A 20,772-nucleotide genomic window follows, 5' to 3' on the forward strand; every position below is an offset into this window, starting at 1 on the left:
TTTATTTTATCAATGCACACCGAAAAAGTCAACGCGAAATCCGAACATTAATATCTCGAAATCAAATTTTGTTCGCTTTAAATATAAAGAAAAGCGCTTTAATCACTTCTTTAGCGCTTGGAAATGGAGATTTTGAGAAAAAACAACTTTTTATCGTGTCCACTGTTCATCAACATAAAAAAGACCCCACCAATAGGAGTCTTTTTTAAACCGGTGTAATACCATCTGTATTCATCAGCACAACCCGGTACCCATCTGGGTCTTCAATGGTTGCTCCTCCCCGGTCCCAGTATGGATTCGTTGAGGTGACATGCCGTCCGCCAAATGAAATCAATCTCTCTTTCATTTGCTGAAATTCCTCTTCATCCGGAATATAGAAAACAAGCAGCTGTTCTGGATGCGGGACGGGCAGACTTTCTTCTTCTTCATGTTTGGTGATTTCTAAATGAACATGCTGGTGAGGCAGCCCGAGCATCACACCATCGTACCCTTCATGCTGATCAAATGAGCCTATTCGTTTGAGCCCTAAGCCTTCTTCATAAAAGGAAACAACCTCTTTCATGTTGACGGTTGGGCGTGCAATACGTAATTGAGCGGCTTCAAACTGTTGAAATTTCATCAGTCTTCACTCCTTTTCTCTTTTTAGTATACGCTTTCTCTTTTTCTCTCTCCTCCTCATATTGACTGTTTTTTCAATCATTCTTTCGATGTAGGTCAATCAAAAAAAGCCCAGCTTCTTGAGCTGGGCTTTAAGCACCGGGCGGAACACCCGCATCATCAAATCTTCTTTCCAGGTTGACGAATTTGTTATATTCTTTGACGAACGCCAGTGATACTGTACCAACTGGACCGTTACGCTGTTTGGCAATGATAATTTCGATAATGTTCTTATTCTCTGATTCTTTGTCATAGTAATCATCACGATAAAGGAATGCCACGATATCGGCATCCTGCTCAATACTTCCTGATTCACGAATATCAGACATCATCGGACGTTTGTCCTGACGCTGTTCAACACCACGTGAAAGCTGAGACAAGGCAATAACCGGAACTTCAAGTTCCCTTGCCAGCGATTTTAATGCCCTAGAGATTTCAGAAACCTCCTGCTGACGGTTATCACTTGATCGTCCGCTCCCTTGAATGAGCTGCAAGTAGTCAATCAGGATCATGCCAAGACCATTTTCTTGCTTCAAGCGGCGGCATTTCGAGCGAATTTCACTTACTCGGATTCCAGGTGTATCGTCAATGAAAATCCCGCTGTTTGACAGCGAGCCCATCGCCATTGTCAGCTTGCCCCAGTCCTCTTCTGTCAGATTACCGGTTCTTAAGTTCTGTGCATTGATATTCCCCTCTGCACACAGCATACGCATAACGAGCTGCTCCGCACCCATCTCTAAACTAAAGATGGCGACACTTTCGTCCGTTTTGGTCGCGACATTTTGGGCAATGTTCAATGCGAAGGCGGTTTTCCCTACTGATGGACGAGCCGCTACAATGATTAAATCATTTCGCTGGAATCCAGCTGTCATCCGGTCAAGCTCAGAGAAACCCGTTGGAATCCCTGTGATATCGCCTTTGCGGTTATGAAGCTGTTCAATATTATCGTATGTTTGAACAAGAACGTCCTTAATGTTTTGAAAGGCTCCTGAGTTTTTACGCTGAGCCACTTCCATGATGGTCTTTTCAGCATCACTCAACAGGTCTTCTACTTCATCCTCACGCGTGTACCCATCCTGTGCAATGGTTGTCGCCGTACGGATCAGACGTCTTAAAATGGATTTCTCTTCTACAATTTTTGCATAGTATTCAATGTTTGCGGCCGTTGGGACCGAGTTCGCAATATCGGTTAAATACGAAATCCCGCCTACCTCTTCTAGTAAATCTGTATTGGCAAGCTCAGATGTCACCGTGACAAGATCGACCGGTTCTCCTCTATCGCCAAGTATAAGCATCGCATTGTAAATCTTTTGATGCGACATTCTATAGAAATCCTCTGGAATTAATACCTCAGAAGCGAGCGTTAGCGCAGATGGTTCTAAAAAAACAGCACCTAATACGGCCTGCTCGGCTTCTATATTTTGCGGCGGCAGCCGGTCATCGAGAAGTTCCGTCATGCCAAGCACCGTCCTTTCATAAAAAAATACGCTACTCATCATTTTAACATTTTCATCAATAAAAAAGTGAAAAACATCGACTATAGTCAAAATTACCATGAGGATGTTTCGTTGAACAGCGAAACAACGCACTTCAATAGAAAAGACTCTGTAACATAAATTGTTATAGAGTCCTTTATTAACGGTATCTAGTTTTGTACCTGTCGTCGTCCACGTTTTGTTAATCTATCGTTTTCTTAACCCCATAATTCTCTTTTTGTCCAATGTCTTGTAAAGAGCCATTTTGATAACCAATAGATAGCACCAAATCGGGAATAGAATCAAACCCGTTTTTCGCTAGGTCAAATAGTTGTGCACCATAATGTGAAGCAGCAATGCGTGCATTTTCAGCTGTGTATGGATTTTTCAGGAGTTCTTCTTTGTATAGATCAAAAATATTCGTTCCTTTATCCGTTACAAATTGACCGTTTACAATGCTTAAATCTTTTAAATTGTAGCCTGTCACCGTTTTGATTTGATTGACAAGATGGAACTTTGCTAGAGAATCAGGTGTGAATTGAGTAGAATCATCATTTTTGCTTTTCATAATATGGAAAAATAGTTCTCTTGTATTGTTAGTTGTATTTAATAGGTCTTCTATTTGTTTCATCAGCGATTCTTCTTTTGAACCACTTACCACTAATTTAAAATTGTTCGGGTCAATAGTAAAGGTTAAATTCGTGTTTTTAGGAATGGTTATACCGTTTTTAGAGAATAAATCTTGTAATTGTTCGTTCACTTTTTGACGATTGAGTATTTTCTTTTCTACACTTTCTTGTGTAGGATCGTACCGTTTTTCATTACGGAAGATGGCGTCATTAAAGTCATATTGACCTCCTTTTCCAGAATTAGCCCAGCCAATCTCCATCGTATAAGCAGCTTCTCTCTCTACTTTAGTTAGATCACTCCTGAAATAAGGAGAGCGTGGATTTCGATACTTATCGTGTATATGACTATGAGGATTTTTGAAACGTTTATTTTGTTCATTTATTTTTTGGTATTTTTCATCTAGTATTTTCATCCGTCTATCAGCTTCGGTCATCACCTCATTTGTACTTTTAATAGCTGAATGGCTATTGAAGTCCGAAAGGTTCTGCTTATTTAGAACGGCTGTCGTGTTAGATGTATTTATCTTCACTTTGATACTCCGTAATTCACCTTTTGTCCAATGTCATATAAGGAGCCGTTTTGGTAACCAATAGATAGCACCAAATCGGGAATAGAGTCAAACCCATTTTTGGCTAGATCAAAGAGCTGTGCACCATAATGTGAAGCAGCAATACGTGCATTTTCAGCTGTGTATGGATTTTTTAGGAGTTCTTCTTTGTATAGATCAAAAATATTCGCTCCGTTATCCGTTACAAATTGACCGTTTACAATGCTTAAATCTTTTAAATTGTAGCCTGTCACCGTTTTGATTTGATTGACAAGATGGAACTTTGCCAGAGAATCAGGTGTGAATTGAGTAGAATCATCATTTCTGCTTTTCATAATATGGAAAAATAGTTCTCTTGTATTGTTGGTTGTATTTAATAGGTCTTCTATTTGTTTCATCAGCGATTCGTCTGTTGATCCACTCACCACTAATTTGAAATTATTTGGATCAATGGTAAAAGTTAAATTTGTGTTTTTAGGAATGGTTATACCGTTTTTAGAGAATAAATCTTGTAATTGTTCGTTCACCTTTTGACGATTGAGTATTTTCTTTTCTACACTTTCTTGCGTAGGATCGTACCGTTTTTCATTACGGAAGATGGCGTCATTAAAGTCATATTGACCTCCTTTATTATTCCTTGCCCAACTCATTTCCATAATGTAAGCAGCTTCTCTTTCCGTTTTTGTTAAATCACTTCTGAAATAAGAAGAATAAGGGTTTCTATACTTATTATATATATGGTCTTGAGGATCTTTGAATCGTTTATTTTGTTCATTTATTTTTTCGTATTTTTCATCTAATATTTTCATCCGTCTATCAGATTCGGTCATCACCTCATTTGTACTTTTAATAGCTGATTGATCTTTAGAGTCGATTCGGTTCTGATTGTTTGAAGGTATCGTATATGACGTATTGATATTCATTTTGATTCTCCTTTTTTAAAAAAATTAGTGATTATTAAATATATCGGCAATTCAGTTAAAATTTGTTAGTTTTGATCCGATATAGTAATTATTACAAGGAGGGTTAAAATATGACAAATACTATCTTCAAACGTTTTTTATTACCTGCATTATTATTAGTGCTTTTTACTAGTTTTTTTGCACCTCATTCAGCAGAAGCAGCTATTACGGGGAATAACAGTCCTAACACAGCAAGCTCAATGGGATATTGGAAATATAGTCGTCCAGATACGACAATCTTACCTGAAGGTGAAAATGAAGCGTATTATCAGTTTACGATCAATAAAGGTGAAAGAGTTTATGTCAGAAGTTCGTATAATAAGCAATATACAGGGATGAATATCGAGGTGTATAATTCTAAATATTCTAGGACAGGGTCCGAAGTTATTAATCCTGATTCAGTAACGCCTTTTATTTTTGCTAATACTGGTGACGTGACTTCAACTTCAGAAACTTATTTTGTGAAAGTGACCCGTGGTACATATACAGGGAATATGTACTTTACTGTTTCCATTCAAGATCGTATTAAATCTGGGAATGGGACATTCAATTTTTCGGGGACTGCTACTAACTTGGGGAATTCTTCTTTAAATTTTTTAGGAGTTGATTCTTCAGTCATTACAATGGATTTAACTAATAATTCCACAGTTCCTAAACGTGCTGTAGTTAAATCGATTTCGACAACTAGTACCCAAACACCCAACCAAGGGAATGTCACTCACAAACTGATGGCTAGTGAAAGTAATATTTGGTACACATCACTTGTTTCATCTGCAACAAGTGGTTCTTACCGTATTTCTCTGGATGATCAATTAAAAGTCGCGCAAAAATGGAGCTTTAAGTACAACGCAAAGGCTACAGCGAGATCTACTATGAGCAATGTCAAAGCCGATATTCGTTACGAATATGATGTCACAGATGGATTTTAATTGAATGGTGTTTGCAGAAAAAAAGTAAGGGGACTTCCCTTACTTTTTTAATTGCCGCATTTTTGATGCTATATGATCTTTTACCAGTCTTAAGACAGCACCGTCCTTTCATAAGAAATTATTGGGGTTTTTGCTTGAGGGCGTGTTGAAAGAGGAGACGGTGATCATATCGGTGGCCCGCTGGTATAAATCCCATTGTTCATAGGCCGCAAATGACATCCGTATTTCATGTAATGACTGTTTCATTTCATGATATTCTTCCACTGTAAATGTATTTGTCAGTTTGAGCTGATTTTCATGCAGTTTTAGCCTCAGCTTTCCTAATGAAGTTTTCATTCTGCCTACATTCCCTTCGATCTTGTCTTCCTTAGAAAATTGTATATGAATTTACGTATAATATTGAATAAGTTGTGAGATATGATCACCAACTTTTCGAAAAATTCTCCTCTTTTTTCCTAAAAATACAAGAAGGTCTATAGACTTATTTTTCCTCAAAATGATTTCAAGAAGAAAAACCTATATATATTCCTGAATCAAACAGAAGAAAATGGTAAATATACCGAGACGGTCAAGGTCTTTTGGCATTTCTCCTCTTTTTAAATGACTCAGTCCGGCATTCCCTATTTCCATTCATTTGGTAGTTATTTAGTCCTTTATTTTCATAATATTTAGATTAAATGATCAACTACACGACTTAATGAACATTTGACTTCATAATTGATAACCATTATCATTTGATTTGCTTGCGTGATAATTGAGAATCATTTTCATTTCAATTCTATTACTACACTCATCCTATATCCGCAAGCCTGCTTTTATCATCGTATGAGGCTCAATTTGAGGAAGGGGATTTTTTACATATGTCCAAACGCCCTGATGGAATGGGTGCTGAGGATTCAATTTTCGGAGAAAGCCGTCCTTTTTTTATACCTGGGACGGAGCAACTGGATATCACAGCACACCCATATAGACTTTTTATATTTAAACCGAATACTACTCCTCCAGCGGCTGGTTTTCCAGTCATGTACGTACTTGATGGAAATTCACTTTTTGGCACAATGGTCGAAGCACTTCGTTTACAGTCAAGAAGACCTGAAAAAACAGGTGTCGTACCTGCCATCATTGTTGGAATTGGCTATCAGACAGAAGCGCCCTATCATCCGCTCAGGCATTATGATCTCACTCTAACCGGCCCTGACGCTTCCATTGGTGGCAAAAGAAAAGACTTCTCCACCCATACATATGGCGGCGCCTCTTCGTTCTTTTCTTTTTTAGAAAAGATTGTAAAGCCTTATATCGAGCAGCGCTTTCCGATCAACCAGAGTCGTCAAACATTGTTTGGGCACTCTCTTGGCGGTCTTTTTGTATTACACACACTATTTGAGCACCCTGATGCTTATCAGACATATATTGCGGGCAGTCCTTCTATCCACTGGAACAAAGATTTATTTCTAGAAAAAGAACACCAATTCACCAATCATATACGTCAGATGTCTATGGATGCCAGGCTGCTTGTAGGTGTAGGTGAATTAGAAAAACATCATCCATGTCAAATGAATGATCATGCACATGCACTAGCAAATCGGATGCTGCCTTTATCTTCATATGGCTTGCATACGGCCTATCACGAGTTCCCTGAAGAAGGACATACGTCCGTTTTACCAGTGCTAATGAATTACGCTTTTCGTTTTGCACTCTATCATGATGATCCTTTCACAACCACAGACATGAAGGAAAGGCAGTGAACACATGAAACATAGTGGTCTATCTCAAAAAATTGCCCTTATTACAGGCGCAGGACAAGGTATTGGACAAGCAGTCGCTAAAAGACTAGCCGAGGAAGGTGCGATTATTGCAGCAGTTGACGCAAATGAAGATCAGCTGCAAAGCACCGTCCAGCAAATGAATGATGAAGGCATACGTGCCTTTGCCTATCCAGGTGATATAACCGATCAAACTTCTGTTCAGCACATTGTTGATCAAATTGAAAAGCAGCTTGGACCCATTTATTTACTGGTCAATGTAGCAGGCATCCTTCGAATCAGTTCTATTGACCAGCTTAGTGCAGATGACTGGCAACAAACTTTCGCAGTCAACACACATGGTGTCTTTTACGTATCTCAAGCTGTCTCCAAATACATGATGAAAAGATCAGAAGGGGTCATTGTGACTGTCAGCTCTAACGCAGGTGCCATTCCTAGAATGAATATGGCTGCCTATGCCGCTTCAAAAGCAGCAGCTACTTCCTTTACAAAAACGCTTGGATTAGAGCTGGCAGCCTACGGGATCAGATGCAACGTCGTCTCTCCCGGCTCTACCGCAACACCTATGCAATGGGCTTTATGGGCTGATGAACAAGGAGAAAATCAGGTGATTAAAGGCTCATTAGAGACGTATAAAACCGGAATTCCTTTACAAAAAATCGCTGATCCTCAAAACATCGCTGATGCAGTCATTTTCTTTGCATCTGAGCAATCCAATCATATTACGATGCAGAATCTCACAATAGATGGTGGCGCAACACTCGGAATCTAGCATTTCAATCAAAAGGAGGCCTTTTCATGAAACATTCATTATTGTCGTCAGAAGAAAAAGTACAGTTGCTTCAAGACTATCAGCCAGGCGCTTTTTTCCTTGCTTCCCCTAAACGCACGATACTTGCCGAAGGGATATTCAAGCATATTGAAACCAATCAACTAAATGAACTATCCACAAAGGTAGCGCACGTATTTGACGCTGCCAAACAAGCTGGTATTCAAGCACCGATTGTGGCTGGTGCTGTCCCATTTGATCCGGCGCAGCCCGTTCGTTTAAATGTTCCAGTCCATGTACAGTTTAGTGATCCACTCGAATTTCAACAAGGTGATGAGGAGTCAGAAGCGGTATCGCCATCCTATGAGGTGACACCTGTCCCTGCTCCAGATGTCTACATGGAAGGTGTGAACGAAGGATTAGCTAAAATTGAGAACGGAGAGCTTAGCAAAATCGTACTCTCTCGATCTCTCCATCTCAAAGCAAATCGAGATATTCATACGAAAACAATACTCGAACGACTGGCTCGTCATAATACGACTGGCTATACGTTTGCTGCAAATATAGCTGACCCGAAGGCTTCCCAAAAGCGCACACTTCTTGGGGCAAGCCCTGAGCTGCTACTTTCAAAAACTGGTTCATCTGTGATTTCCAATCCACTCGCTGGTTCTCGGCCGCGCAGTTCAGATCCAGTAGAAGACCAGCGCCGCCGCGATGAACTTCTTACTTCAGCGAAGGATTTACACGAGCACGCAGTGGTTGTCGAAGCTGTCACTAAAGCGCTTACTCCTTACTGTCACACATTAGATGTGCCTGCATCACCATCCGTCATACAAACAGAAACGATGTGGCATTTGTCTACTGTGGTCAAAGGTGAATTAACAGATTCTAGTGTGTCCTCAATTGATTTAGCGCTTAGCCTTCATCCAACACCTGCAGTATGCGGAACACCTACAGCAGATGCACGTGAAGCCATTCAAGCAATCGAACCCTTCGATCGAGGATTTTTCACAGGAATGATCGGCTGGGCAGATGAAAATGGTGATGGTGATTGGATTGTCACCATTCGTTGTGCAGAAGCTGAGGGTCACTCCCTTCGCCTTTTTGCTGGTGCAGGAGTGGTCAAAGGGTCAAAGGCAGAAGAAGAGCTAGCTGAAACATCTGCAAAATTCAACACAATGCTTCATGCGATGGGCATCCATCAGCTATAAAAATTCTTAGGAGATGACAAAAACATGTTTGTTCAACCACCTACATGGCCAGAAGAATTTGCAAAACGCTACCGTGAAAACGGCTGTTGGCGTGGGGAAACCTTTGGCGGTATGCTTCGTGCACGCGCCGCATCGTTAGGAAATAAAACAGCGATTACATACGCTGATACGCATATGAGCTACCAAGAACTTGATGAGCGCGTCAGCAGTCTTGCCGCCGGTTTTCATCAGCTTGGCATTCAAAAAGGAAGTCGAGTTGTCGTGCAGCTTCCTAACATTCCTGCTTTTTTTGAGGTCATTTTCGCTTTATTTCGAATCGGTGCTTTACCCGTCTTCTCTCTGCCATCTCATAGAAGCAGTGAAATCACTTATTTTATTGAGTTTGCCGAAGCAGACGCATATGTCATACCAGATATCGATGGCGGCTTTGATTATCGAACACTCGCACGTCAAGTGAAAGAAAAGCTTCCCTCATTACCTCATGTCATTGTTGCAGGGGAAGCTGAGGAATTCCTTGGCTTAGATGATCTGCGCAAGGACCCAGCACTTGATCCCCAAATTCATGTAGAGGCAAGCGATATTGCATTTCTTCAGTTATCTGGAGGCAGCACAGGCCTTTCTAAGCTTATTCCTCGCACGCATGATGACTATATTTATAGTCTTTGGAAAAGCAATGAGGTGTGCGAGCTCACACAAGAAAGTGTGTATCTAGCTACACTTCCAGTTGCGCACAACTATCCATTAAGCTCGCCTGGAGTCCTTGGGACGTTATACGCAGGCGGAAGAGTCGTTCTTGCACCTGGATCAAGCCCTGATGTAATCTTTCCACTCATTGAAAAAGAACGGGCGACCATTACCGCTGTCGTTCCACCTATCGCATTGATTTGGCTAGAGGCCGCTCCTCATCGATCAGATGACTTATCGAGTCTTGAAGTCTTACAAGTCGGCGGTGCTAAATTCAGTGCTGAGGCAGCAAAACGAGTGATGCCTGCCCTTGGATGTAAGTTACAACAAGTTTTTGGTATGGCAGAAGGTCTGGTCAACTATACCAGATTAGATGATCCTGAACATGTCATTATTCATACACAAGGACGCCCGATGTCTGAATATGATGAGGTACTAGTGGTAGATGATGAGGACAAGCCCGTCCCGCATGAAGTGGCTGGACATCTTTTAACAAGAGGACCTTATACGATTCGTGGCTACTATAAAGCCGATGAACAAAACAAAAAAGCATTTACACCCGATGGCTTTTACAGAACAGGTGACATCGTGCGATTAACCAAAGAAGGAAATGTTGTTGTAGAAGGCAGAGACAAGGATCAAATCAATCGTGGCGGCGAAAAGGTTGCCGCTGAAGAAGTTGAGAACCATTTACTTGCGCATGCTGACATTCATGATGCCGCCATGGTATCCATGCCGGATCCATTTCTTGGCGAACGCTCATGTGCCTTTGTCATTGCAAAAGGAGACAACAAACCAGCACCGCACGTCTTAAAATCATTTCTAAGAGAACGCGGACTCGCAGCCTATAAAATTCCTGACCGCATTGAATGGATCGATGCGTTCCCACAAACAGGTGTAGGCAAAGTCAGTAAAAAAGCATTAAGAGAACTAGCTGCAACCCATACTGCCAACGTATAAAAAGAGGAGTGAAAACCATGGCAATCCCTACTATTCCTGCATATCCAATGCCAAGCACACAAGATTTACCCGAAAATAAAGTGAACTGGATACCAGATCCGAAACGTGCTGTTCTGCTGATACATGACATGCAGCAATATTTTTTAAATGCATTTCAACAAGATACATCACCGATCACAGAGTTAGTTCAGCATATTGAACAATTACGTGACACATGCAATGAACTTGGCATTCCAGTCGTCTATACAGCTCAGCCTGGTGACCAAGACCCGAAGGATCGTGCCCTATTAACAGATTTTTGGGGACCTGGACTTGGTGATGATGAAGCATTGACAAAAATCATTGATCAGCTTGCTCCATCTGAGGCAGATACATTGCTGACAAAATGGCGTTATAGCGCATTCAAAAAATCTAATTTTTTGGATATTCTTCAAGAAGGCGGGCGTGATCAACTGATCATTACTGGCGTATATGCACATATTGGCTGTATGCTGACAGCCGCAGAAGCATTCATGCTCGATATTGAAACCTTCTTTGTCGCCGATGCCGTCGCTGACTTTTCATTGAAACATCACAAAATGGCCATGACCTATGCAGCTGAACGCTGTGCGGTCACCACAACAACAAATCAAATCATTGGTCGTTTAACAGGACAGGATGCAGAAAGTGATGACCTATCCTTTGAGGCCATTCTTCAGCAAGTAGCTGAGTATCTCCAAATGGAGCCGAATGAAATACCGCTTGACGAGAATCTCGTCTACCTTGGACTTGATTCTATTAGAATGATGAGCCTAGCGGAAAAGTGGAGACAGCAAGGAGCGACAGTCAATTTCGTTGAGCTTGCAGCAAATCCAACACTCGCTCATTGGCGGACTCTTCTTTTCCCAGACAAACAGCCATCTATTCCAAATATCGATTACTTGTAAAGGAGGTATAGACCCTTGTCGATCCAGTCAGTCGATTCATTTCCACTAACCGGTGCCCAATTAGGCATTTGGTATGCGCAGCAGCTTGATCCATCTAATCCTATTTTCAATACAGCTGAGTATATAGATATTAAAGGTCCTATTGACCCCATACACTTTGAAGCAGCCATTAGAAAAACTGTCTTAGAAGCAGATTCTTTGTATATGCGATTCGTTGAGGATACTGACGGTCCAAAGCAATGGTTCTCTTCTAAGAAAGAGATTCCATTCCAATTGATCAATTTACAAAATGAAAAACAGCCGCTTGATGCGGCTAAAGCATGGATGAAGGCAGATCTTTCAACGCCAGTTTCTTTAGAGAAAGATGTATTATTCCGTGAAGTACTTTTTCAACTTGCTGACGATCGATTTATCTGGTATCAGCGCATTCATCACATTGCCATTGATGGATTCGCCTTTTCGCTCATTGCGCGTCGTGTTGCTGAGGTCTATTCCGCTCTATCGAAAGGGACACCTGTGCCTCCTCAAACATTTGGAGTCTTACATGACGTAGTTCAAGAGGAGATCACTTATCAACAGTCCAATCGATATGAAGATGATCGAGCGTTTTGGAAAAATCGCTTTGCTGATCAACCTGAAATTGTCAGCCTTGCTGAGCTTGCCCCAAGAACGTCGGATCATTTTATACGAAAAACAGCTAGCTACGATGCTGCAAAGGTAAGCAAAATGAAAAAAAATGCTCCAGCCTTCGGTGGTACGTGGCATGAAATGATCCTTGCTGCATCCGCTTTATATGTGCATCGTATGACTGGTGCACATGATATTGTTTTAGGATTACCTGTGATGATGCGCCTTGGATCGTGCGCCTTACAAACACCCGGAATGGTCATGAACCTGGTACCGCTTCGTTTAACATGCAAACCAGAAATGACGCTCTCAGCACTTGTTCGCCAAGTATCTGATGAACTAAAAGCCATTCGCCCTCATCAAAGATATCGTCACGAGGACATGCGGAGAGACTTTAAACTTATCGGAAGAAATCAGCGATTATTTGGCCCGCAGATCAATATCATGCCATTTGATTATGATCTCATGTTCGATCAGAGCATTGGTCAAGCACATAACCTCTCAGCAGGACCCGTGGATGATATATCGATCAACATATACGACCGCGCGGATGGGAACGGATTTCAAATCGACTTTGATGCAAACCCTGCCGTTTACAAAGAGCAAGCAGTTGACGCTCATCAGCAGCGTTTTCTTCAATTGCTGGAGGAAATAACCGAATTAGAGCAAGATCAGACGATCAGTCAATTCAACCTTCTTTTGTTTGAAGAGAAAGAGAAGATTCTCAAGCACTGGAATGATACAAAACGAGAATTACCAAAGGAATCTTTACGGGAACTATTTGAAAAACAGGTGAGCAAAACGCCACAAGCAAAAGCATTACAGTTTGAAGGAATTAATTTGACCTATGAAGAGTTGAATCAGCGGGCTAATCAATTAGCTCATTATTTGAAAAAACATGGCATTGGACCAGAACAATTTGTCGCCATTGCTCTGCCTCGATCCATCGATATGGTCGTAAGTCTATTAGCCGTCGTCAAAACGGGAGCTGCATATCTGCCATTAGACCCTGATTACCCTAACGATCGAGTCGCCTATATGCTAGAAGATGCCAAACCGGCGTGCTTGCTCACAGTCAAAGAGACAGCAGACGGTTTGGACCATCCGCACATCGTTCAACTGGATGATTCAACTGTTCATCAGGAGATAGCAGGCAGTCCAAATCTCAATCCGACTTGGAGCGAGGGCTCTCCACATCACCCGGCTTACATCCTCTACACATCAGGATCGACAGGCAAACCAAAGGGTGTTGTTGTAACAAAACGAAATGTGATCAACTTTATATTGTCCATGCAAGATTCATTTTTATTAGATCAAGAAGACCAGCTTTTAGCGGTAACGACCATTGCCTTTGATATTTCCGGGCTCGAAATGTTCCTCCCGCTTTTACATGGAGCTGCTATTTTATTGGCAAAAAAAGAAACCATACAAGATCCAGCAAAACTTTCAGATATGATTCGTTCTTATCATGTCACAATCATGCAGGCAACACCAACGTTGTGGCATGCGTTGGCAGATGAATATCCTGACGTGATTAAAGGTATGCGAGTTCTTGTTGGAGGAGAAGCACTCCCTGCCTCCCTTTTGCATACCTTGCAATCTCTTCAATGCGACATTACTAATTTGTACGGACCTACAGAAACGACGATCTGGTCTACGATGGAAAATGTCACAGCACATCGAGAGAATAGCGGGCCGGCAATCGGTAAACCCATTTGGAATACGAGCGTTTATATTTTAGATGAAGGACTAAACCCAGTCCCAGCAGGGTCAATCGGTGAACTTTATATTGCTGGTGAAGGAGTATCTAGAGGATATCTTGGACGATATGATTTAACGGCTGAACGTTTTGTCGCTGATCCATTCGGCACAAGCGGCACGAGAATGTATCGTACTGGTGATTTAGCCAGATGGCGTGAAGATGGTTCGATTGATTATATCAGCCGTGCCGATCATCAAATTAAAATCCGCGGCTTCCGTATTGAACTAGGTGAAATCGAAACCGTGATGATGCAGCACCAAGCCATTAAGCATACATCTGTTATCGTTCGTGAAGATCAACCTGGGCAGCAGCTGCTTTGTGCATATGTTGTGCTGACAGATGGCTCTTCTCTACACCCTTCAGAGCTCAGACAGTTTGTGGCTTCATTACTTCCTGATTACATGGTACCTTCTGCTGTTGTCGTTTTGCCAGAACTTCCACTTACGCCAAACGGCAAAATCGATCGCAAAGCATTACCAATACCAAATATGTCTTTAGTTAGTTCTGAGCGGACACCTAGAACACCACAAGAAGACATGTTATGTAGTTTATTTGCAGAAACCCTTGGCCTATCTCAAATTGGCATAGATGATAGTTTCTTTGACTTAGGAGGACATTCCTTACTCGCCGCTCGCCTGCTTAGACGTATACGCGATACACTTGGCGCAGACCTAAGCATGAGTACCATTTTTGAATCGCCTCGGGTTGCTGATCTTGCGCAGCATATTGACAAAGCGAAGGACATTCGGCCGCCGCTTCAGGTTGAAGACAAGCCAGATGAAATTCCATTATCCTTTGCCCAAAAACGGCTCTGGTTCCTTCATTGCCTTGAAGGGCCAAGTCCAACTTACAATATTCCACTTGTCATTCAACTGACAGGTACACTAGATCAAACAGCTCTAATTGGTGCTCTGGCAGATATCACTGAAAAACATGAAACCCTTAGAACCATTTTTCCAGATAAGAACGGCATGCCAAGACAGGTCATTTTACATCCGAAAAGTGTTCAGCCTGAACTCCATGTCACAGCTTCAACCGATCAACAAATTGAGAGTCAGTTAAACGAAGCCATTCGCTATAGCTTTAAAATTGAAGAAGAACCTGCACTGCGAGCAGAGTTATTCACGCTTGATGCAAACCGATCCGTCCTGCTTCTATTGCTGCATCATATCGCTGGTGATGGCTGGTCACTTGCACCATTGACGCGAGACTTAGCTGCTGCTTACGAAGCCCGTATACAAGGAAAATCCATCTCCTTGCCAGCAGAACCTGTTCAATATGCTGACTATGCTATTTGGCAGCAGAAGCTGTTGGGTAGTGAAGAAGAGACGGATAGTCTATTTGCCAAGCAGCTCAGCTATTGGAAAGGTGCCTTACATGACTTGCCTGAAGAACTTGAACTTCCCTATGACTTCCCGCGTCCACAGGAAGGAAGCTTCAACGGTGCGACGATAGACTTTACGATTGAACCCGCTTTACATCAGAACCTCCTTGAGCTTGCCAAGCAGCATCAAGTGAGTTTGTTCATGGTGCTTCAAGCATCACTTGCAGCATTAATGACACGCCTTGGAGCAGGGACAGATATCCCAATCGGCAGTCCGATTGCTGGACGCAATGACGATGCACTTGACGATATTGTGGGCTTGTTTGTGAACACACTAGTATTACGTACCAATACAGATGGTAATCCAACCTTTAGTGAGCTATTGAAGCGAGTGCGAGACGTTGACTTAGCAGCCTATGAGCATCAGGATCTGCCATTTGAACGGCTAGTCGAAATCCTAAATCCTACCCGATCCAGATCACGAAATCCATTGTTCCAAGTCATGCTTGCCTTCCAAAATACACCGAAGGCAGAAATGAAGCTGACACAGCTTGACTCAGACCTTTACGTGAAACCAGTAGGGTCAGCTAAATTTGATCTGACCATCGAATTGACAGAACAAAGAACTGAAACTGGATCAGCAGCAGGATTAACAGGTTTGTTTGAATTCAGTACAGATGTGTTTAAAGAAAGCACCATTCGAGCAATCGCTGACAGAATGAAGCGCTTTTTAACTGAAGTGACTGAGCGCCCACACGTGCCGATTGGCCAAGTGAACATTTTATCAGATAAAGAACGGCAAACATTTCTCCCTGATAAAAAGACATTCGCTCAGTTAGATCAAGCACATAGTCTCCCAGCCTTATTTGAAAAAACGGCACAGCAATATCCTGATCGAGTGGCTGTAACGTATGGCAATAAGCAGCTTACCTATGGTGAGTTAAACTACAAAGCCAATCGTCTTGCTCATTTATTAATACAAAGAGGCGTTGGACCAGAACAGTTCGTTGCACTTGCCCTGCCTAGATCAATCGACATGCTCGTAAGCTTGTTAGCCGTTCATAAAGCAGGCGCAGCCTATGTTCCGCTTGATCCTGACTATCCAGCAGACAGGCTGGCATACATGATACAAGATGCCAAACCAGTTTGCAGCATCACAACAAAAGCAGATGCAGTGCATCTCCCTGCTGATTGCGATTTGATTTTGTTAGACGAAAAAGAAACGAGCGATCAATTGCTGACTATGCCAAATCATAATCCGGCTGATATAGACAGAATTGAACCGCTATCTTCTCTGCATCCGGCCTATATTATTTATACATCCGGTTCTACAGGGAAACCAAAAGGAGTGGTCATCCCACATCAAAATGTCATCCGTCTTCTGACATCTACTGAACATTGGTTCCATTTTGATGAAGAGGATGTTTGGACAATGTTCCATTCATATGCCTTTGATTTTTCAGTATGGGAAATATGGGGACCACTTTTATATGGCGGCAGGCTTGTCATTGTACCTCATACCATCTCTCGCTCTCCTGAAGAGATGCTGCAGCTTCTAGTCGAGGAAGGGGTAACTGTGCTTAATCAAACACCTTCTGCCTTCTATCAGCTCATGCAGATAGACAAGGAACAACAAACACTAGGCCAAGCATTATCACTCCGCTATGTCATCTTTGGCGGTGAAGCATTAGAGCTTAGCAGATTAGAAGATTGGTACAGCCGTCACTCAGACTGTAAGCCAAAGCTAATTAACATGTACGGCATTACAGAAACCACCGTACACGTTACGTACAATGAACTCAATCGAGACATAATCACAAAGAACTCCAGCAGTTTAATCGGCGAACCGATTCCTGATTTACACGTTTACGTACTTGATGAATACCTGCAGCCTGTTCCCCCTGGGACAACAGGTGAAATGTATGTAGCTGGAGCTGGCCTTGCAAGAGGTTATCTAGGCAGACCTGACCTGACATCAGATCGATTCCCTGCTGATCCTTATGGAGCACCTGGCACAAGGATGTATCGTACAGGCGACCTTGCGCGCTGGACAGAAGAAGGGGCGCTTGATTACATTGGCAGAGCTGATCATCAAATTAAAATACGCGGATTCCGTATTGAACTTGGAGAAATCGAAGCCGTTCTGGCACGCCATGATGCAGTTGCACAAGTGGCCGTCATGGTGCGAGAGGATCAGCCTGGCGACAAGCGCTTAGTTGCATATATCGTCACAACGGAAGAAGACTATTTCGATACTGAAGCCCTTCGTCATTTTGCATCAGCCAGTCTTCCTGATTACATGGTGCCCGCAGCATATGTACAGATTGACGCCATGCCGCTTACAGCAAACGGGAAGCTTGATCAAAAATCACTGCCGGCCCCTCAATTGCATTTACAGCAAGCGGATGGGCGCGGCCCAAGAAATCCGAAAGAGGAAATCCTATGTCATCTCTTTGAAGAGGTGCTTGATTTGCCTAAAATCAGCATAGACGATCGCTTTTTTGACATTGGCGGACATTCACTGCTTGCGGTTCGTTTAATCAGCCGCATTCGTGATGCACTTGGTGTCAAACTAAGTATCGGAACATTGTTTGAAGCACCAAATGTAGCAAGTTTAGCAGAGAAACTAGAAACAGGAAGCGATGAAAATGCACTAGAAATCTTACTGCCGCTGCGAACAAATGGAGAAAGGTATCCTCTCTTCTGTGTTCACCCAGCAGGTGGTCTTAGCTGGTGCTATGCCGGCCTCTTGAATACATTAGAGAAAGACATCCCTATTTATGGATTACAGGCACGAGGAATCGCAAGAAAAGATGACTACCCGCACACACTAGATGATATGGCTGCGGATTACATCAAGCACATCCAAACAATTCAGCCAAAAGGCCCTTATCATCTTCTTGGCTGGTCATTAGGTGGAAACGTTGTACAAGCAATGGCTACACAGCTCCAGCAGCAAGGTGAAGAAATCGCACTTGTTGCGATGCTGGATGCCTATCCAAACCATTTCTTACCGATTAAAGAAGCACCTGATGAAGAAGAAGCACTAATCGCTCTTCTTGCGCTCGGCGGTTATGATCCAGATACCTTAACAGGTGAACCACTCACGATGAAAAGTGCCATCGACATTTTGAAAAAAGATGGCAGTGCACTAGCAAGCTTAAGTGAAGATGCCATTAGAAATCTAAAAGAAACCTATGTGAATTCAGTTCGATTGCTCGGAGAATATCAGCCAAAAACTTATCAGGGAGACATATTATTCTTTAGATCTACCATTATCCCAGATTGGTTTACACCAATTGATCCCGAAGCATGGGCACCTTATATCAACGGAACAATCGAACAGCACGACATTCATTGCCGGCACAAAGACATGTGCCAGCCTAAACCCCTAGCAGAAATTGGTGTCATCTTAGACAACGCACTGCATCGGGTCAAACAAAAGCACTAAGAATAAAGGAGAGATGACAAATGACAAATCCCTTTGATCGTGAAGACGGTGTATTTCTTGTGCTGGTCAATGAACAAGGACAGCATTCACTTTGGCCATCATTTGCACCAGTGCCAGATGGATGGGAAAAGGTCTTTGGTGAAGACACTAGAAATGCCTGCATCGATTATATCCAGACACACTGGCAGGACTTGCGGCCATTAAGCTTAACAAAAGAACCTGCACTAGCACATGGAAAAACGGAATAAATCATTGCACCCTGATCTCCATCAGGGTGCTTTTTTGACAGAATAAACATCACCATCTTTCAGCTCTTTCTGCTACAATTTAATTGAGAATGTTTATCAATCAATAAGAGATCAGGTGGTTTTATGGGAAACAACAATCAATTACGTACATTGGCAAATGCCGAACAATTCATCTATCGATTAACATATACTGAAAAAATAAATAATGCAGAGCTTCCACATACAGAGCAGCAGCTATCAGATACATTCTGCCTCCTCTTCAGCATAAGCGGCAGCGGTTTACTCACATTGAACGATCAAAAATGGCGATTGAAACATCTGACACTCTATACGATCATGCCTGGGGAAACATTTATGTTGAAAACAGAGCCTTATCAAAAACACGAGCTCTATCTGTTTCGCTTTCAGCTCTACACGCTGCAAGATCAAAACATAGGAGAAGTATCAACGGAACATGCCTGTTCTTTACTGAATAAATGGCAATTTATCGATATTAGTTCGATTGAACAAATTCATTCTTTACTGTCCGATATGACAGAGGAATGGCAAAGACCTGAATCCATTAGCTTTTTTAGAAGCCAAACTCTTTTTCAGCAGCTCATTATGCAGCTTTTCACACTGCATAAAGAAGATATTTGTGACACGGCACATGCCCTTTTCAAAACAAAACAATATATCGATCAACATTCCGAAGAACCTCTCAGCCTGACAAGTCTATCTCATATGGCTGGCATCAGCTCTAATCATTACAGTGAGCTATTTAAAAAGCATTTTGATGTGAGTGTGACTGATTATATCACCAAGAAAAGGATGGCTAGAGCCAAACAATTAATGGCAAAAGGCAGCGCAAAGCTCAAAGACATTGCACTTGAAATCGGCTATCAAGATCCGTATTACTTCAGCCGCATCTTTAAGAAAAAAACGGGCATGACCCCTTCTACTTATATGAAAAGCCGGCAGCGGAAAATTGCAGCCTATGGCCATTCCATACTCGGCCAGCTCACACCCATTCATATCATCCCATATGCTGCCCCTCTTCACCCTAAATGGACAGCACATGATTTTGAGCATTATGCAGAAGAAATTCCGATTCACCTGAGTGCACATCGGATCAACGAGCACGCTGAAGCCAATTTACAGCTATTAAAGGAAACAAAGCCTGAGCTGATCATTGCCAATGATCATGTGACAGAGGAAGAAAAACAAGTGTTAAAAACCATCTGTCCTGTTCACTTTGTTTCATTCACACAAATGGATTGGCGCACTCAATTCAGACAAACAGCTATGTTCCTAAACGAAGCGAAGGAAGCAGAAGAATGGCTGATTCATTACGAGGAACTCGTCATTCAAGCGAAAAAGGCATGCCTTTTTGATCATCCACCAAAAACCGTCCTACCTCTTCGTATCTTTCAAGATCAGCTCTATTTGTCTGTGAATCGCACCATGTCAGAAGTGATTTTTCAAGACATTGGTCTTCAGCCATCTTTTCAGAATGACGGCCAGCTAATAGAAAAAGAAATCAGCATTCGCTCTATACAACAGCTAGATCCAGATACCATCTTCCTTTTCCTGCATAAGGAGCCAAAAACCATTGCTTTTTATCAAAAATTAAAGCAGCAGGAGGCTTGGCAAAATCTCAAAGCTGTTACGCAGCAAGCAGTCTATCCACTTACGTCTGACCCTTGGCGTGAATACACAGCAGCCAGTCATCAACGAGTCATTCAGGACCTTTTATCTTTTTTTCCGTAAAAAGTCCATCATATGACAGATCATTGTCTATGGATAAAAGGACGAAAGACTACTACAATCTTTAATTGAGAACAATTATCAGTTAAAGGAGAAAACAA

At 42.2% G+C, this 20,772-nt stretch carries 14 protein-coding genes; 9 read left to right on the forward strand and 5 right to left on the reverse strand.

What is annotated here, in order from left to right:
- Positions 1 to 205: 205 nt before the first annotated feature.
- The 4 genes from MHI46_RS19245 to MHI46_RS19260 form a co-directional block, all read right to left on the reverse strand.
- Positions 206 to 619 (reverse strand): VOC family protein, encoded by a 414-nt coding sequence (locus MHI46_RS19245; protein ID WP_047203210.1) that lies wholly within the window; start codon positions 617 to 619, stop codon positions 206 to 208.
- Between the two features lie 130 nt (positions 620 to 749).
- Positions 750 to 2,114 (reverse strand): replicative DNA helicase, encoded by a 1,365-nt coding sequence (gene dnaB / locus MHI46_RS19250; protein WP_024424034.1) that lies wholly within the window; start codon positions 2,112 to 2,114, stop codon positions 750 to 752.
- A gap of 220 nt (positions 2,115 to 2,334) precedes the next feature.
- A complete protein-coding gene (locus tag MHI46_RS19255) occupies positions 2,335 to 3,291 on the reverse strand; it encodes a DUF4885 family protein (RefSeq protein ID WP_144493771.1) in 957 nt (318 codons plus the stop codon).
- Positions 3,288 to 4,232: a DUF4885 family protein gene (locus MHI46_RS19260; protein ID WP_126682575.1), complete on the reverse strand. Its 945-nt coding sequence runs from the start codon at positions 4,230 to 4,232 to the stop codon at positions 3,288 to 3,290. Before MHI46_RS19260 ends, MHI46_RS19255 begins: the two co-directional genes overlap by 4 nt.
- Before the next feature lie 110 nt (positions 4,233 to 4,342).
- On the opposite strand from MHI46_RS19260, the gene MHI46_RS19265 reads away from it, so the two are divergent.
- Complete coding sequence (locus MHI46_RS19265; protein ID WP_126682576.1) at positions 4,343 to 5,200, forward strand: hypothetical protein; 858 nt, start codon at positions 4,343 to 4,345, stop codon at positions 5,198 to 5,200.
- Positions 5,201 to 5,308: 108 nt separating this feature from the next.
- Here MHI46_RS19265 and MHI46_RS19270 read toward each other — a convergent pair whose 3' ends face one another.
- Positions 5,309 to 5,536 (reverse strand): hypothetical protein, encoded by a 228-nt coding sequence (locus MHI46_RS19270; protein WP_342503031.1) that lies wholly within the window; start codon positions 5,534 to 5,536, stop codon positions 5,309 to 5,311.
- Between the two features lie 524 nt (positions 5,537 to 6,060).
- Here MHI46_RS19270 and MHI46_RS19275 point away from each other — a divergent pair.
- From MHI46_RS19275 to MHI46_RS19310, 8 genes are all read left to right on the forward strand, one after another.
- On the forward strand, positions 6,061 to 6,945 hold the full coding sequence (locus MHI46_RS19275; RefSeq protein WP_106025378.1) for an alpha/beta hydrolase-fold protein: 885 nt from the start codon (positions 6,061 to 6,063) through the stop codon (positions 6,943 to 6,945).
- A gap of 4 nt (positions 6,946 to 6,949) precedes the next feature.
- Positions 6,950 to 7,735 carry a 2,3-dihydro-2,3-dihydroxybenzoate dehydrogenase gene (locus tag MHI46_RS19280; protein WP_212044426.1) on the forward strand — a complete coding sequence of 262 codons (786 nt, stop codon included), beginning with the start codon at positions 6,950 to 6,952 and terminating at the stop codon, positions 7,733 to 7,735.
- Between the two features lie 26 nt (positions 7,736 to 7,761).
- On the forward strand, positions 7,762 to 8,943 hold the full coding sequence (gene dhbC / locus MHI46_RS19285) for an isochorismate synthase DhbC (RefSeq protein ID WP_342503032.1): 1,182 nt from the start codon (positions 7,762 to 7,764) through the stop codon (positions 8,941 to 8,943).
- A gap of 24 nt (positions 8,944 to 8,967) precedes the next feature.
- Positions 8,968 to 10,587 (forward strand): (2,3-dihydroxybenzoyl)adenylate synthase, encoded by a 1,620-nt coding sequence (locus MHI46_RS19290; protein ID WP_342503033.1) that lies wholly within the window; start codon positions 8,968 to 8,970, stop codon positions 10,585 to 10,587.
- Between the two features lie 17 nt (positions 10,588 to 10,604).
- The gene (locus tag MHI46_RS19295; protein WP_059376712.1) at positions 10,605 to 11,513 is read left to right on the forward strand and encodes an isochorismatase family protein; all 909 of its coding nucleotides are present in this window, start codon (positions 10,605 to 10,607) and stop codon (positions 11,511 to 11,513) included.
- Between the two features lie 15 nt (positions 11,514 to 11,528).
- Positions 11,529 to 18,677, forward strand: coding sequence for an amino acid adenylation domain-containing protein (locus MHI46_RS19300; protein ID WP_342503034.1), 7,149 nt, complete (start codon positions 11,529 to 11,531; stop codon positions 18,675 to 18,677).
- 20 nt (positions 18,678 to 18,697) lie between these two features.
- Complete coding sequence (locus tag MHI46_RS19305; RefSeq protein WP_025093680.1) at positions 18,698 to 18,925, forward strand: MbtH family protein; 228 nt, start codon at positions 18,698 to 18,700, stop codon at positions 18,923 to 18,925.
- A gap of 123 nt (positions 18,926 to 19,048) precedes the next feature.
- Complete coding sequence (locus MHI46_RS19310; protein ID WP_342503035.1) at positions 19,049 to 20,674, forward strand: helix-turn-helix domain-containing protein; 1,626 nt, start codon at positions 19,049 to 19,051, stop codon at positions 20,672 to 20,674.
- Positions 20,675 to 20,772: the final 98 nt, after the last annotated feature.

Source organism: Bacillus sp. FSL K6-1000 (genome assembly GCF_038630785.1).
Taxonomy (GTDB): Bacteria; Bacillota; Bacilli; order Bacillales; family Bacillaceae; genus Bacillus; species Bacillus safensis.